Genomic DNA, 15,133 nt, shown 5'->3' on the forward strand with positions numbered 1-15,133 from the left:
ATTTGACGGCTTTGTGTTCGCGGCTGTTACCAGGGGCTTGGCGTGGCATCCCAGAATGGCAGATTTCCCATAGTCGGCGTCGGTGCATCGGCCGGCGGCATTCCGGCGATGGAGGGCTTGTTCAAGGGAATGACCGGCGGCACCGGCATGGCGTTCGTCGTCGTCACGCACCTCAGCCCGGAGCGGGAAAGCCTGCTGCACGAGGTCATCCGACGTTACACCGAAATGCCGGTCTTGGTGGCCGAGGAGGGGGCAGCGGTCCAACCCGACCAGGTCTATGTGATGCCGCAAAACGTCGTTCTCACCATCCGTAAGGGCGCGCTTTCGCTGCGCCGGCCGAACACGTTCAGCCGCGAGCGCAAGCCGATCGATATCTTCTTCAGCGCATTGGCCGAGGACCAGGGCGAGTATGCCGTCGGCATTATCTTGTCGGGTGGCGATTCGGACGGCACGCTCGGCGCCAGGGCAATCAAGGAGCATGGCGGGCTGACCATTGCCCAGGCCTCCAACGGTTCCGGCCCGCGCAATCCAGCCATGCCGCAGAGCGCGATTTCGAGCGGCCTGATCGACATAGCGGCGCCCGCCGAGCAGATCGGTGCAAAGCTTCAGGCGTTTGTCCGCGGTTTCGACGTGCTGAACGGCCTGACCGAAGCAGACGACGAACACAAGGCCGAGATGGATCGAGCCCGCGATGAAATCTACACCATTTTGCGCAGCCATTCCGGTCACGACTTTTCCGGCTACAAGGCCAAGACGTTCCTGCGTCGCGTAAAGCGGCGCATGCAGATAACGCAGCTGCAGTCGATCACCACCTACACAGAACGGCTGAAAAGGGATCCGGACGAGGTGGCGAAGCTGTTTCGCGACCTCCTCGTCAACGTCACCAGCTTTTTTCGCGACGCCGACGCGTTCAAATTGCTGGAGGACAAGATCATACCGCAGATTTTCGAAGGCAAGAACGCCTCCGATGCGGTGCGTGTGTGGGTGCCCGGCTGCGCCACCGGCGAGGAGGTGTTCTCGATCGGCATGCTGATGCGCGAGCGCATGGAGAAACTTTCGGCGCAGCCGCGCGTCCAGATATTCGCGACCGACATCGATGAGCCGGCGCTCGCGGTGGCGCGTGCGGCACGTTATCCAGAAGCGCTGCTGCACGGGCTTTCGCCCGAGCGCAGGCAACGCTTTTTCCACAGTGACGGCGAGAGCTATGTGCTCGGCAAGGAGGTGCGCGAACTGTGCATCTTTTCGCCGCACAGCATTATCCGCGACCCTCCCTTCTCGCGCATCGACATGATTTCGTGTCGCAACCTGCTGATCTATTTCGGCCCGCAGATCCAGAACCGGGTCATCCCGATCTTCCACTACGCGCTGCGCCCGGGCGGCTATCTGTTCCTCGGGACCTCGGAAACCATCGGTCAGCACGGTGACCTGTTCGCCACGGTCGACAAGAAGCAGCGGATATTCCAGGCGCGGGAACATGCCACGCCGCGGCCGCCGGTCCTGATCGGCAATGGCCGCACGGGTGCCCTTCCGGTCGGACGCGGCGGCTCGAAGAAGGATGCGACCAGCCATTCACTGCGCCAGGCGATCGAGGCTCAGGTGCTGGAGCGGTTCGCCCCGCCTCACGTTCTGGTCAATGGCGATGGCGACATCGTCTACTATTCGGCGCGGACGGGCAAATATCTGGAAGCGCCGCAAGGCGCCCCGAGCCGGCAGTTGCTGACCCAGGCCCGCCACGGGCTGAGACTGGAACTGCGCGCCGCGTTGCGGGAAGCAGCCACGACGCGCCGCACGGTCGTGCGGGAGAATATAGCGGTCGAGGAAGACGACGAACAGCTTCAGTTCATTACATTGACGGTCGAGCCATACACGGAACGCGGTAATGGCGAGCCCCTCTACCTCGTCCTGTTCAATCCGGTGGGACAGTCCCAGATCCGCTCCGAGCCGGCACACGAAAGCCGCGGCACCGACGACGCGGCCGATCTCGAGCGGGAGTTGCGCGACACACGCGAGCGGCTGCAATCGACCATCGAGGAATACGAAACCGCGCTGGAGGAAGTAAAATCTTCGAACGAGGAACTCGTCTCCGTCAATGAAGAGGCGCAGTCGACCAATGAGGAGCTTGAGGCCTCGAAGGAGGAGATGCAGTCGCTCAATGAAGAGCTAAACACCATCAACGCGGAGCTGACCGGCAAGATAGAGGAACTCGATCGCGCCAACAGCGATCTCAGAAACTTGTTCGAAAGCACGGAAATCGCCACCATCTTCCTCGACCGCAACCTTGTGGTGCGGACCTTTACTCCCGCCGCGTCGTCGTTCTTCAACTTGCGTCCGTCCGATGTCGGCCGCCCGCTGACCGATCTTTCGAGCCGACTCGACTACCCCGAGTTGAAGCGGCACATCCAGGCGGTGTTCGAGACGGGAGAGACCCTGAACCATCACCTTGCGCGCGATGACAACGGCCGGTTTCACCTGGTTCGCATCAACCCTTATCGGGACAAGAGCGGCGGCGTCCAAGGCGTGGTCGTGACCATGATCGACGTGACGACGCTGGCGCAGGCGGAAGAGCGTCAGCAGGTGCTCATCTCGGAGCTGAACCATCGCGTCAAGAACATGCTGGCGGTCGTCGCCAGCATCACCAACCGGACCCGTGAAAACTCGGCGTCGAAAGACGAGTTCGCCGACGCCTTGATCGGCCGCCTGCAGGCGATGTCACGAGCATACAGTCTGCTCTCGCGAGAAAGCTGGACCGAAGCTTCCGTCGAGGAACTGCTGCGCCAGGAACTCGATCCCTTCGGGGCCGAACGGTTCGAACTCCATGGCAAACGGGTGAGCCTCAAGCCGGTACAAGGGCTTTCCTTCGGCATGGCAATCCATGAACTGGCGACGAATGCCGCTAAATATGGCGCCCTTTCGAAACCTGCCGGGCGGATAGTCGTGAAATGGTCGGTGGCGGACGGAACCTTCAGGCTCACTTGGCGCGAGAAGGGCGGCCCCCGCATCAAGGAGCCAACCGACAGCGGCTTCGGCCTTACCCTTCTGCGCGGAGAAATCGGCTACCGGCTGGGCGGAAAGGTTGAAACAACTTTCCACTCAAATGGTTTGGAGGCGGAAATCGCATTCCCTCTGACCCGTGAGGGCTCGTCGTGACCGGAAAGATGCGTGTGCTGATCGTCGAGGACGAATGGCTGATCGCCGACGACGCGGCGGCTTACCTGCGCAAAGCCGGCCATCAGGTGGTTGGACCTGTTTCGTCGGTAACGGCGGCACTCCGGCTCGTTGGCGAAGGCGGGATCGACGCCGCGTTGCTGGATATCCAGTTGAACGACGAGACCAGTTATCCGATCGCGGAAGCGTTACGGATGCGCGGTGTTCCGTTCGCCTTCCTCTCCGGGTATGGCGAACGCGAAATTCCAGCCGGGTTCCGCGCTTGCAGGATGGTGCAGAAGCCGGCGAGCCAGAGTGCGATCCTGAATGCCGTGGATGAACTCGCGCGAGCCGGCTGAGATCGCGATTGAAAGTCGCGCCAGGTCACATCGGCGTGGTGCGTGCCTGCCGCGAACGACGAACGCCTATGGCAATATCCGCACCGGTACCGATTTGACCGCCGGAACATGAGCCCTCTCGGCTCTGTGCCACAAAGGAACCAGCGGGTTGAGCTCGGGGTAGTAACCGGCACAATTTCCCTCCGGCACCGAGTAAGGCGTGATGCGCAGTCCGTGCACGCGGCGCTCCACACCGTCCCGCGCGTTGGCTTCGAGATCGACCTCCTGTCCCGCGCTCAAACCGAGGCGCTGGATATCCTTTTCATTCATCAACAGCACCATACGTGTGCCGCTGATGCCGCGCAGCCGGTCGTTGTAGCCGTAGACGGTGGTGTTGAACTGGTCGTTGGAGCGCACCGTGATCAGTGTCAGCACATCATCGCCGGCGACATCGATGTCGGGATCGGTTTCAAGGCCACTTGGCAGCTTGAAATTGGCCTTCTTGTTCGGCGTCTCCCACACCCGCTTGCTCGCCTTGATGTCGCGATGGAAGCCGCCGGGCGTCAGGAAACGCTCGTTGAAGTCGCGGAAATGTTGGGGGTAGCAGCGCTCGATTTCGTCGCGGATGCGGGAATAATCCCCAACCCACTCATCCCATGGGATCGAACTCCTGCCCGGCACCGTGGCCTTGGCGAGTTCGGCGACGATCCTGGGCTCTGAAAGCAGATGCGGCGAAGCCGGAGGTCGCGATCCGAACGAGCCGTGGATACAGGCGGTGGAATCCTCTACCGACACCCTTTGGTCGCCGCTTGCCTGATGGTCTCTTTCCAGCCGTGACAGGCAAGGCAGCAAATAGGTTGCCCGGCCGGCGGCCAGGTGACTGCGGTTGAGCTTGGTCGCGATCTCGACATGCAGGTCGAGCCCACGCCAGGCTTTCTCGACCAGGCCGGTTTCCGGCACGGCCCGCACGAAATTGCCGCCGAGCCCGACGAAGCCCTTGACCGATCCGTCGATGACGCCTTCGCAGGTTTCGACCGTATCGAGACCTTTTTCGCGCGGCGGTTCAAAGGCGTAGAATTCGGCGAACTTGTCGAGCGGGACGAGCTCGGGTTTTTCCGATATGCCGACGGTGCGCTGCCCCTGGACATTGGAATGGCCGCGCAGCGGCGAAATGCCGGCGCCGGGTTTTCCGATATTGCCGCGCAGCATCAAAAGGTTGCACAGCATCTGGACGTTCTCGGTGCCGTGCCGATGCTGGGTCAAGCCCATGCCGTAATTGCCGATCACCGCGTTGGCATGGCTGTAGACCTCGGCGACATGCTCCAGGTCGGTCTGCGCAATGCCGGATCGCGCGACGATATCGCTCCACTGGGTTTTGCGCAGGAAGGCTTCGAATTCGGCGAAGCCATGCGTGTGTTCGGCGATGAAAGCCGTGTCGAGGACACGCGTCCTGCCGCTTTCGCGGGCGTCGTCGTCGAGCGCCAGCAACGCCTTGGCGATACCCGTCATCGCGGCGATATCGCCGCCCGAACGAACCTGGAAGTAGTCGCTGGACATTTTGGTACCCGGTCCGGGCGACAGCATGTCGAGGGGGTTTTGCGGATTCTTGAAGCGCTTCAGTCCCCGCTCGGGCAAGGGATTGAAAGTGAAGACGGGCACGTTGCGTTGACGTGCCTCCTGCAGCGGATGCAGCAGGCGCGGCGCCGTCACCCCGGTGTTGTGCCCGAAGAAGAACATCATGTCGCATTTCGCAAAGTCTTCGAGCTGCACGGTCCCGACCGGCGAACCGATCGATTCCGGCAAGCCGACCGAGGTCGATTCGTGACACATGTTGGACGAATCGGGCAGGTTCGAAGAGCCATAGATCCGCGCAAAAAGCTGGTACACGAACGAGGCCTCGAGCGAGGCCCGGCCGGACGTGTAGAACACCACCGATTTGGGATCGAGCCGCCGCAGTTCGGCAGCGATGTCGCGGAATGCATCGTCCCAGGAAACCGGCTCGTAACGGTCGGTAGCGGCATTGTAGCGCATGGGCTCGGTAAGCCTGCCCTGCTTCTCAAGATCGTGGTCCGGCCAATCGAGCAGTTCCGTCACCGAATGCTCGGCGAAGAAAGCCGGTTCGCAGCGCAGCTTGGTCTGGTCCCACATCGTCGCCTTGGCGCCGTTTTCACAGAATTCGAAAGGCCTCGGCTGGGCTGGCTTTGCCCATGAGCAAGACACGCACATATAGCCGTCGGCCTTGTTCTGCTTGAGCAGCGTGCTCCATATCCCGGACAACAGCAGGCCTTCGCCGCGCGCCTTGCGGACCAGGGATTTGAGCGATCCCCAGCCGCCTGTCGGGTGGTCGTATTTCTTGGTTTCGATGCGATCGGTTACGGCGGGTTTCATGCGAGCCACTCCCTGTAAGAAGAGCATGCATAAGAACCCGCCGTAAGGCTGAATGTTCCGGGCCGGGTCCGTACCGTCTCGCCGGAACCATTTCCGCCATCGTTTGTTCGGCCCGAAGAAAGGAGCCGCGCGAAATGGAGCGACGTAACGCGTTAATTGCGATGGTGATTTCGGCCATCATCATCGTCGGCTTTCTCATCGGCTTTTTGTACGGCGATATGGGCTGGCGAACTTCGCCGCTCAAAAGAGCCCCTGAACAGAACCAGGGTGGCAATGCTCCGGCCGATACCTCGCCTGCCGCCGGCATCAAGAAGAACCCCAAGGAAAATACCGAAATGCCAGGCCAGCAATGAGTGAGGTCAGCAATGAAGGCAGGTAATGCCACGAACTGAAACGGGGTCCTGTTTTTGCGGCGCCATAACGGCGGAGATGCGCGGCGAGCCGTTCTGGATTTGCTCCGATCACGATGACGACTGCCGCAAGGCGATAGGAAGCCCGCTAACGGTGTGGGTCGGCTATCGGCCTTCCGAATTCACATTGCTCACCGGCACGCCCAAGACCTTTTCGAAAACCCCCGGCGTGCTCCGGTCCTTCTGTGCGGATTGCGGAACATCGATCGGCTATGTCGACCAGGGCCTGCCCGACGAACTCTATCTGTCGATCGGCTTTCTCGACCACCCCGAACGGTTTCCGCCGCAGGCCCACGCATATTGGGACATGAGGCTTCCCTGGGTCGACTTTCCAGACGAGCTGCCGCGGGTGGGAAGGTATTCGAGGCGGCGCGATCCCGCTTTCGGAAATCCGGCGGACCGCTAGCCTGCTGCCCGCTTGGAGGTGGAAAACGTACCGTTCGCAGTTTCGTACGAATACGACAATTGGCGCGCGGCCGAAAACGCGCAATTATAGGCCAATGGGCCGCCGTTTGGATGACAAGCTCGATTGCAAGGCGTGCGGGACGATCCTGATGGAAATTCCCGACAACCCGAAGGATTCGACGCCGATCTATTGCAGCAATTGCGGCGCCTATCTTGGCGAATGGGGCGATCTGCAGGAGGATTTCTTCAGGCAGGCGTTCGGTGCCCAGGCCTTCGATCTGAACAACGGAAACATCATCAAGAAATAATCCTGGATCCCGCCGGCCAAGCCACCGCCTGCGGGCCCGGCTATTCGCGGCAATTGCCGTTCGGACCGGGCCATCGGGAACCTTTCTCCCGAGCCGCTTGTTTGGGTGACGGAAGGAGACACGCCATGAGCACAAAACCTCCCCCTGTGCCGCCGAAGAACCTGAGCCCAAAGGGCACCGGTGACAAAAAACCGGTAGCAGCCGACCAGGCACCGCAATCAGCCGTTCCGGATCCCGACAAGCAGGGCCAGCAAGGCAATACGAAGGTCAACACCACCCATCAAGGCAACGTCCAGGATCGCTAGGTCATGTCCACGTCGAAGAAGACTCCTGCCAGCATCCGCCAGGGCGGTCCCGGCGCCGCGCACGAAAACGCCAAGAAGCCGCTGAGCGTCGAAAAGCCGCCGGCCGACTCCGACCGTCGCAGCCACAGCAAGGTTTCCGGCGGCGGCGGCGAACACGACAGCCACCATACCCACGACCCCGAAAAGAAAGGCGACACCCGGTCCGCGCATCAGGACAAGTGAAGTCGGCCGGCGACGCGACGATCGGTGAGGTTCGAGCGAAGTGTCAGCGGGGACGGCGCGCCGAGGCAATCGGCACGACGTTGTCGACCACCGGCAAGTCGAACAGCATCGGAAGCCCCCGCGTCGCGGCCATCTCCACGATCAGTTCTTCGATGGAGTGATCGGTCAGACGCGTCTCGACGCCCAGCCGGATCATCGCCGCCAGCTTGTGCACCGGCACCGGCACGGACTTCGCCCGGTCGTCGAGCAGCTTGCTGATTTCGATCACGACGTCGGCGTCGATATTCCTGGGCAAGTCTCGCATAAGCGCCTCCCCGCCAAACGAAACGAAAAGCCCGCCGCACCTTTCGATACGGCGGGCGATCCAGTAATGCGTACCGGCGAGGGATCGGGGTGGGCGTGCCGGCGCGCGCAGATCGCAAGTAATTTTAGTTAAATCCGTCAACTTCGATGTGTCACGGAAAAACGTCTGTACGTTTTTTACCGAACCGCGCGGATCGTTAGCTGTCCCCGCCGTGGCGCGGCGCGGCAGCACGGATGGCGCGATCCATTGCCCTCCGGACAGCGAACTCAAACAGTATACATTATAAACTTAAAACATCTTGCCAGGTGATCCAGCCTATGCTCCACTTGAGCCGGGAACATGGCTGATAGGTGGATTTCTGCCGACACGTGGCTGCATTTCAAACGGCACGACTGCGAGAACACAGCCTCAAACAATATACGAAATCTTCGCATGGGAAGGCGTGGATGACGGAAACGATAGAGCTCAAACGGGTTGGCGATGGCAATCTGCGTGCCCAGGTCTATCAACAAATCCGGCTGACGATACAGCATGGCGAATTGGCGCCTGGCCAGAAGCTCGTCGATGTCGATATTGCCGCCCAGCTCGGCATTTCCAGAATGCCTGTCCGTGACGCCTTGATGCAGTTGGTGCATGAGGGCTATCTCGTCGGCACGACACGCGGCTTCACCCTGCCCACGCTTACCGCGACGGATGTCGCCGACATCTTCGAGGTCCGCCGCCTGCTTGAGCCACGGGCCGCCGCGCACGCGGCACGGACACTTGACGCCGCTGGCCTCAAGACCCTGGCAGCCGCGCTTCGGGAGGCCGAGGCTGCGGCCGCCGCCGGCGATGCCGACCGCTTTTTCCAGGCCAATTCGGCATTCAGGAATTGTTGGCTCGGCGCCGTCGAGAACGAGCGCCTTTCCCAAACGATTGCAAGGTTCGCCGACCATGTGCTCGTCGTGCGCTTAAGGACGCTGTCGCACCAGCCGACGCAGGCCGTCATCGTTGCCGGCATGCGCGCAATCTATGAGGCATTCGTCAAGCGCGACGCCGTCGCCGCTTACGACCGCATGACCCACTTCATTCAGAACGCCGAGGAGCGTTTCATGAAGCTTAGCCCACCGTTTCAAAACTCCAACGGTGAAGGTGAGGGCATGTCGCGGCAGGGGAAAGCATGATCAGGAAGCAGCACCCGCTGAAAGGGCCGAACAGGTTCAAGCTCGGCGTATTTTCAATGAACGCCGATGGCGGCCTGGCAATGACTACCGTCCCCGAGCGCTGGCGTGCCCGCTGGGAGGACAACCTCAATTCCGCCTGCATCGCCGACCGCGCCGGCCTCGAGTTTCTGCTGCCGATCGCCCGCTGGCGCGGCTTCGGCGGTTTGACGCATGTGCGGGAATGGTCGTTCGAGACTTTCACCTGGGCGGCGGGCCTTGCTGTCGCCACGGAAAACATCGGCCTGTTCATGACGGTGCATGTGCCGCTGGTTCATCCGCTGCAGGCTGCAAAAGCGCTGGCGACGGTCGACCACATCTCCAATGGGCGGGCCGGCTTGAACATTGTCTGCGGCTGGAACCCCGACGAGTTCGCGATGTTCGGGCAGACGGTCGGCGATCGAACCTACGATCAAGCGGAGGAATGGATCAACATCATCGTGCGTGCCTATCAATCGAGGGAGCCGTTCGACTTCGGCGGCGAGTTCTATGATCTGAAGGGGGTCGTCAGCCGGCCGCCAAGCCTGCAGGCGCCGCGACCGGTGACCATGAACGCCGCCTTCGGCGCGCCGGGGCGCAACTACGCAGCGCGCCACTGCGATTATCTGTTTTCGACGTTTTCCGAAATTGCCGACGGCCGTGCGCATGTGGTCGACATCACCAACCGCGCGGCCGAAGTCGGGCGCGAAGTCGGCGTCTGTACAGTTTGTCACGTCGTCTGCCGGGAGACCCAGCAGGAAGCCGAGGATTACTACCGGCACTACGCGTTGGAATGCGCGGACGAGGGTGCGGTCGACGAGCACATGCGCAAGAAGAAGGAATTCGCGAACTCGCACGATGCGAAGGCTTTCACCGAATATCGGCAAAGGTTCGCCGGTGGTGCCGGGACGTTCCCGCTCATCGGCACGCCGGAAAAGATCGTCGACGACCTCACCGAGATCATGGAACAGGGTTATTCCGGCGCCGCCCTCACATTCGTCAACTACACCTACGAATTGCCCTTCTTCTGCGACCGCGTGCTGCCGCTGATGCGCCAGGCCGGGCTTCGAGTAAATTGATGCCGGCGGCCGCCATTCCGACGCCGTGGGTGGATGGGCACGACTCCATCAATCCGCGCGCGTTCAAGCAGGCTATGCGGGCCGTGGCGGGCTCGGTCGCCATCCTCGCGTCGGAACATGACGAGATCGGTTTTTGCGGCATCACGGCGACGGCTCTCTGCTCGTTCAGCGCCGAGCCGCCGTCGCTGCTGGCTTGTGTCAACCGCGGCAGCACCTTTGCCTCGGTCATTCACGAAGGTTTGCCGTTTTCGGTCAATCTTCCCGCCGGCGACCAGGAGAACGTTGTACGTGCCTTTGGCGGCATGACCAAAGCCAAGGGCGCCGCGCGGTTCTCGTCCGGATCATGGGTGCGTGGCGAAACCGGCGCGCCCTTGCTTGTCGGCGCACGGGCAATATTCGAATGCCGGGTGGCCGAAATCATCGTGCGGGCATCGCACATGATCGTCATCGGCATCGTGTCGGGCGTTGCGCTGGACCGCGCTCATCGATCGCCGGTCTTCTACGCGCATGGGCGGTTCCTGACAGTAGGAGATGATGCCAACTAACCGCCGTTCACGCGGCGGCGCGGCGATTGCAATTTTAGATCGAACCCGATCATGGACGAACTATCAAAGGGAGTATGGCAATGCGCATTTGGAAATCCCTTGTTCTGGCTGCACTCATGTCGGGTGTGGCGGGTAGCGCCTCGGCCGAAGAGGTCGTCCTCAACGCCGTGCATTTTACGCCGACGCAGAACGGCTACGCGCAGAGCTTCCTGAAGTTCGTTCAGAAGGTGAACGAAAAGGGCAAGGGCGTGGTCCAGATCAACGTCCGTGGCGGGCCGGAGGTCATTCCGCCGATCCAGCAGGGCGCGGCGCTCAGGAGCGGCCTGATCGATGTGATCGACACACCGGCAGGGCAGTTCCTCGAACTCGTGCCCGAAGGCGAGGTTTTCTCCGCATCGACGAAGACGCCGTGGGAGGTTCGCGACAATGGCGGCTGGGACTTCATCAGCGGGATTTTCGAGAAGAAGGCCAATGCCCATCTGCTGGCGCATGTCGACGCGGGCTCGGGCTTCAACGTCTTCACCGTCGACGAACCCAAGCTCAACAGCGAAGGCAGCATCGACTGGGGCAGTCTGAAGATCCGCTCGTCGCCGCTCTACCGCGATTTCCTTGAATCCTTGGGCGCAACGGTGATCGTGCAAGCGCCGGGGGATGTCTATACCTCGCTCGAGCGCGGCGTCGTCAATGCCAACGCGTATACCGTGTTTGGCTATGCGTCGTTCGGCTGGGACAAATTCACCAAATACCGTGTCGACCCGCAGTTCTTCAAAACCGACGTGCTGATCTCGATCAACAAGGCCAAATGGGACACGCTGTCGCCCGAAGCGCAGAAGCTGCTTGCCGACACGGCCGTCGAATACGAGCGCGCGAGCTATGACGCCAACCTTGCCCAGTCCGAAAAACAGGCACAGGCGATGATCGACGGCGGGCAGAAGGTGATCAGCTTGACCGGCGCCGGCCGCGACAAATTCCTGGCGGCTGCCACGCAGGCGAGCTGGGCGAGAATGGCCAAACGCGATCCCACCAACATCGATCAGTTGAAGAAATTCTTCCAGTAGCCCGAGCCGAGGGTGCCTTGCGTGCCCTCCATCAAAGCTGGGCCAAGAGGACGAAGGTGGACATGGGGGTCGTCGGGCATGGACAGATTGTTTGCAGCGATTGGGAAGCTGAGCCTTGCGTTGGCGGCGGCGGCAAAAGTGGTGCTTGGCCTCATCATCGTCGCGGTGGTTGCTGATGTGTGCGTCCGCAATCTGGGCCTGAGGCCGCTTGCCTGGGCGGTGTCGGCGACGGAATACGGCCTGCTCTACGCGGCATTCCTGCCGATGCCCTGGCTGGTCCACAGCAAGGGCCATGTCTTCGTCGAGTTCCTGCGCCAGGCGCTGCCGGTGCGGGCACGGGTGGTGCTTGAAAAGCTGGTCTATCTCGCCTGCATCGGCGTCAGCCTCTACCTCGGCAGCGTCGCTCTGTCTTCGCTGACAAGTGCCGTTGCGGGCGGCGAATACGAAACGCGCAGCTTCGATATGCCGAAATGGCTGGTCTTTCTGCCCATCATGCTCGCCTTCTATCTCTCGGCGCTGGAATGGCTCAGATATCTGCTCGGCCGTGACACGCTGTACACGCTCGATCCGCTGGAAATGGAAGGGCTCTGACCGGTGGCCTGGCTGTTTCCATTCGCCGTGCTCGTTGGCACCATCCTGGTGTTGATGGGCCTTGGGCTGCCGGTCGCCTTCGCGTTCTTCGTCACCAATGTGATCGGGCTGTATCTGTTCTTCGGCGGCTCGATCGGCGTGACGCAGATGGTCGCCAACTTCTCCGACGCTGTCTCGACCTACGCGCTTGCCCCGCTGCCGATGTTTCTCGTCATGGGCAGCCTGTTCTTCCGCTCCGGCCTCGGCGAGAAGGTCGTCTACGCGCTCGACCTGTGCATCGGCAATCTGCGCGGACGCCTCGCCTATGTCGTGCTGGCCGCCGGCACGATCTTTTCCGCGCTGTCGGGCTCGAGCCTCGCCAATACCGGCATGATGGGCTCGCTGATGGTGCCCGAGATGCTGAAGCGGGGCTACAAGCCGCACATGGCCTACGGCCCGGTGCTTGGCGCCGGAAGCCTTGCCGTCATCATCCCGCCATCCTCGCTGGCCGTCTTGCTCGGCTCGCTGGCCCAGATCGACGTCGGCGCGCTGCTCATAGCGGGGGCTCTGCCGGGACTGCTGCTCGTTCTCATGTACGCGGCGCTGATCTTCGCGCAGACAAAGATCGATCCGGACGCCGCTCCGCACTATCCGGTGCCCGCCGTCCCCGCGGCCGAGAAGGTGAGGGCGGTCGCCGTCAACATCATTCCGATGAGCGTCATCGTGTTCATGGTGGTCGGCACGATCATCCTTGGAATAGCGACCCCGACCGAGTCGGCAGGCCTCGGCTGTGCCGCTGTCTTCGCCTTGTTGTTTGTCTACCGGCGGTTCAGCTGGTCGGTTGTCTGGAAGTCGCTGGACGATGCGATGAAGGTCACCGGCATGACCTTCCTGATCATCTCGGCTTCGACGACGTTCTCGCAGATATTCGCCTTCTCCGGCGCCTCCAACGGCTTTATCCAGTTCATCGTCGGCTACGATCTTGGACCGTATCCCATGCTGCTCATGATGGTGCTCGTCATCCTGCTGCTCGGCATGTTCATGGATCAGGTCTCGATGATGCTGATCACGCTGCCGATCTTCCTGCCGATCGCCCAGCAATTCGGCTACGAGCCGGTATGGTTCGGGCTGATCCTGCTGCTCGCCTACGAGGTCGGCTTCACCACGCCGCCGTTTGGCCTGCTGCTGTTCATCATGATCGGCGTTGCGCCGAAAGGCACATCGCTCAAGACGGTTGCCATGGCTGCGGCGCCTTACATCGCGCTGACGCTTCTGCTGATCCTGCTGATTGTCCTCTTTCCGCAGATCGCTCTCTTTCTTCCGAATTTGATCTAGTCGAACTCGATCCAGCAGGTGTCCACATGCGCTTTGCCTATCTTGCTTTCTTCCATGATGACCGCGAGGCAAATTTGGCCATCGCCGGCGAAGATGTTGACGCCGTGCGGCGTGTGATTGCATCGACGCCGGGCCTTGCGCTTGCAAACATCTATCTGCCCGAAGTGGCGGACATGTTCAACAACGATGGTCCGCCGCCGGTCTTCGGCTTCCAGCTCTATTTCGACGAACTGGCGGACATGGAGGCGGCGCTGGCGCCGTCCGGCCATCTGCAGGCGCTTGCCGCACCTGGTATGCTGTCGAGCATCGCCGGTTCGAGGCCGACGCAACAGGCAATGTGCGTGCGTCCGTTTCCCGTCGACGACGCTGGCGTCAAGACGTCCGGGCTCCCCTGCAGCTATCTTGTCCACTATCCCGGGCCGGCCGAAGACATGAATGCCTGGCTCTACCACTATGTGACGCATCATCCGCAATTGATGCGGGGCTTCCCCGGCATTCGCCACATCGAGGTTCTGTCGCGACTGGATTGGTGCGGTTCGCTGCCCTGGCCGCGGATCGACCATATGCAGCGCAATCGCGTCATGTTCGACAGTCCCGCTGCATTGACGCACGCGCTGCAATCGCCGGCGCGGCTGGAGATGCGCGCCGACTACAAGACCTTCCCGCCGTTTTCAGGCGGCAGCCGGCATTTTCCGATGTCGACGGAAGCCGTGCATCCTTCGTCAAGGGCCACATAGGCAAACAGGTTTTTGCCGACGCCGAAAATTTCTGGAGATTTCATGTACGACTTTCGCAAGAAATGTATCTCTCTCGATCGCCTCATCGGCACCTTCTGCGCCATCCCGCACCCTGTGGCGGTCGAAGTGGCCGCCGCCAGCGGGGTCGATTTCCTGTGCATCGACTGGGAGCATTCGCAGATCGGCCGCGAACGGCTCGAGGATCTGATCCGCGCCGCCGATGTCCACAAGGTTCCCGCGATGGTGCGCGTTCCCGGCCACACGCCGGAGTGGATGGCCGCCGCGCTCGACGCCGGCGCGTCGGGTGTCCTGGTACCGCGCGTCTCCACGGCCGAGCAAGCGCGCATGGCGGTCATGGCCTGCCGTTACCCGCCGGTCGGCGCCCGCGGTGTCGGCCCGGGCCGCGCCGCCGGTTATGGCTACAGCATTCCGGACTACCTCAAATCGGCCAACGATGTCCTGACGGTCGCCATCCAGGTCGAGACGGCCGAAGGGCTCGCCAACATCGACGACATCGTCCAGGTCGACGGCGTCGACGTGATCTTCATCGGTCCCGGCGACCTGTCGGTTTCGATCGACGCCATGGGGCCGGCCGGCCAGGAAAAGCTCAATGCAGCGATTATGAGGATCGCGGCCGCGGCGCGCACGGCCCGCAAGGCCGTCGGCATCTTTCGCCCTTCGGCGGATGATGTCAGCAAATGGTCGCGGCACGGCATCAGCTTCTACATGCTGGCCAGCGACACGATGTTTCTCGGGGCCGGCCTTGCCGCCGGCGTCGCCTCGGCGCGCAGCGCCTCATAGCAAGAG

At 61.8% G+C, this 15,133-nt stretch carries 17 protein-coding genes; 15 read left to right on the forward strand and 2 right to left on the reverse strand.

All coding sequences use genetic code 11. From position 1 onward, the window contains the following. Positions 1–42: 42 nt before the first annotated feature. Positions 43–3,147, forward strand: coding sequence for a CheR family methyltransferase (locus NKJ15_RS06390; RefSeq protein ID WP_352814622.1), 3,105 nt, complete (start codon positions 43–45; stop codon positions 3,145–3,147). Between the two features lie 8 nt (positions 3,148–3,155). After that, entirely contained in the window at positions 3,156–3,503 is a 348-nt protein-coding gene (locus tag NKJ15_RS06395; RefSeq protein WP_352472890.1) for a response regulator, read from the forward strand. A 66-nt stretch (positions 3,504–3,569) separates the two neighbouring features. Here the strand turns inward: NKJ15_RS06395 and NKJ15_RS06400 are convergent, their stop codons facing one another. Continuing rightward, positions 3,570–5,870, reverse strand: coding sequence for an FdhF/YdeP family oxidoreductase (locus tag NKJ15_RS06400; RefSeq protein WP_352472891.1), 2,301 nt, complete (start codon positions 5,868–5,870; stop codon positions 3,570–3,572). Positions 5,871–6,004: 134 nt separating this feature from the next. On the opposite strand from NKJ15_RS06400, the gene NKJ15_RS06405 reads away from it, so the two are divergent. The 5 genes from NKJ15_RS06405 to NKJ15_RS06425 all read left to right on the forward strand — a co-directional run bounded on the left by NKJ15_RS06405 (position 6,005) and on the right by NKJ15_RS06425 (position 7,520). Next, the gene (locus NKJ15_RS06405) at positions 6,005–6,223 is read left to right on the forward strand and encodes a hypothetical protein (RefSeq protein ID WP_352472892.1); all 219 of its coding nucleotides are present in this window, start codon (positions 6,005–6,007) and stop codon (positions 6,221–6,223) included. A gap of 25 nt (positions 6,224–6,248) precedes the next feature. Next, positions 6,249–6,686 carry a GFA family protein gene (locus tag NKJ15_RS06410; RefSeq protein WP_352472893.1) on the forward strand — a complete coding sequence of 146 codons (438 nt, stop codon included), beginning with the start codon at positions 6,249–6,251 and terminating at the stop codon, positions 6,684–6,686. Positions 6,687–6,834: 148 nt separating this feature from the next. Further along, complete coding sequence (locus tag NKJ15_RS06415) at positions 6,835–6,993, forward strand: hypothetical protein (RefSeq protein ID WP_023716639.1); 159 nt, start codon at positions 6,835–6,837, stop codon at positions 6,991–6,993. A gap of 125 nt (positions 6,994–7,118) precedes the next feature. Next, on the forward strand, positions 7,119–7,298 hold the full coding sequence (locus NKJ15_RS06420; RefSeq protein ID WP_352472894.1) for a hypothetical protein: 180 nt from the start codon (positions 7,119–7,121) through the stop codon (positions 7,296–7,298). A gap of 3 nt (positions 7,299–7,301) precedes the next feature. Next, positions 7,302–7,520, forward strand: a complete 219-nt coding sequence (locus NKJ15_RS06425) for a hypothetical protein (protein WP_352542035.1) — start codon at positions 7,302–7,304, stop codon at positions 7,518–7,520. 43 nt (positions 7,521–7,563) lie between these two features. Here NKJ15_RS06425 and NKJ15_RS06430 read toward each other — a convergent pair whose 3' ends face one another. Further along, the gene (locus tag NKJ15_RS06430) at positions 7,564–8,055 is read right to left on the reverse strand and encodes a hypothetical protein (RefSeq protein WP_352472896.1); all 492 of its coding nucleotides are present in this window, start codon (positions 8,053–8,055) and stop codon (positions 7,564–7,566) included. Between the two features lie 215 nt (positions 8,056–8,270). On the opposite strand from NKJ15_RS06430, the gene NKJ15_RS06435 reads away from it, so the two are divergent. From NKJ15_RS06435 to NKJ15_RS06470, 8 genes are all read left to right on the forward strand, one after another. Next, positions 8,271–8,987: a GntR family transcriptional regulator gene (locus tag NKJ15_RS06435; protein ID WP_352472897.1), complete on the forward strand. Its 717-nt coding sequence runs from the start codon at positions 8,271–8,273 to the stop codon at positions 8,985–8,987. After that, on the forward strand, positions 8,987–10,081 hold the full coding sequence (locus NKJ15_RS06440) for an LLM class flavin-dependent oxidoreductase (protein ID WP_352472929.1): 1,095 nt from the start codon (positions 8,987–8,989) through the stop codon (positions 10,079–10,081). Before NKJ15_RS06435 ends, NKJ15_RS06440 begins: the two co-directional genes overlap by 1 nt. Next, positions 10,081–10,626 (forward strand): flavin reductase family protein, encoded by a 546-nt coding sequence (locus NKJ15_RS06445; RefSeq protein ID WP_352472898.1) that lies wholly within the window; start codon positions 10,081–10,083, stop codon positions 10,624–10,626. Before NKJ15_RS06440 ends, NKJ15_RS06445 begins: the two co-directional genes overlap by 1 nt. Before the next feature lie 80 nt (positions 10,627–10,706). Next, the gene (gene dctP / locus NKJ15_RS06450; RefSeq protein WP_352814625.1) at positions 10,707–11,684 is read left to right on the forward strand and encodes a TRAP transporter substrate-binding protein DctP; all 978 of its coding nucleotides are present in this window, start codon (positions 10,707–10,709) and stop codon (positions 11,682–11,684) included. 78 nt (positions 11,685–11,762) lie between these two features. Further along, entirely contained in the window at positions 11,763–12,275 is a 513-nt protein-coding gene (locus NKJ15_RS06455; protein ID WP_352472900.1) for a TRAP transporter small permease, read from the forward strand. 3 nt (positions 12,276–12,278) lie between these two features. Beyond that, positions 12,279–13,589: a TRAP transporter large permease gene (locus NKJ15_RS06460; RefSeq protein ID WP_352472901.1), complete on the forward strand. Its 1,311-nt coding sequence runs from the start codon at positions 12,279–12,281 to the stop codon at positions 13,587–13,589. Between the two features lie 26 nt (positions 13,590–13,615). Continuing rightward, a complete protein-coding gene (locus NKJ15_RS06465; protein ID WP_352472902.1) occupies positions 13,616–14,326 on the forward strand; it encodes a hypothetical protein in 711 nt (236 codons plus the stop codon). Between the two features lie 42 nt (positions 14,327–14,368). After that, the gene (locus NKJ15_RS06470; protein WP_352472903.1) at positions 14,369–15,127 is read left to right on the forward strand and encodes an HpcH/HpaI aldolase family protein; all 759 of its coding nucleotides are present in this window, start codon (positions 14,369–14,371) and stop codon (positions 15,125–15,127) included. Positions 15,128–15,133 lie beyond the last annotated feature (6 nt).

It is taken from the genome of Mesorhizobium sp. M0207, from assembly GCF_040321995.1.
In the GTDB taxonomy this organism is placed as follows: Bacteria; Pseudomonadota; Alphaproteobacteria; order Rhizobiales; family Rhizobiaceae; genus Mesorhizobium.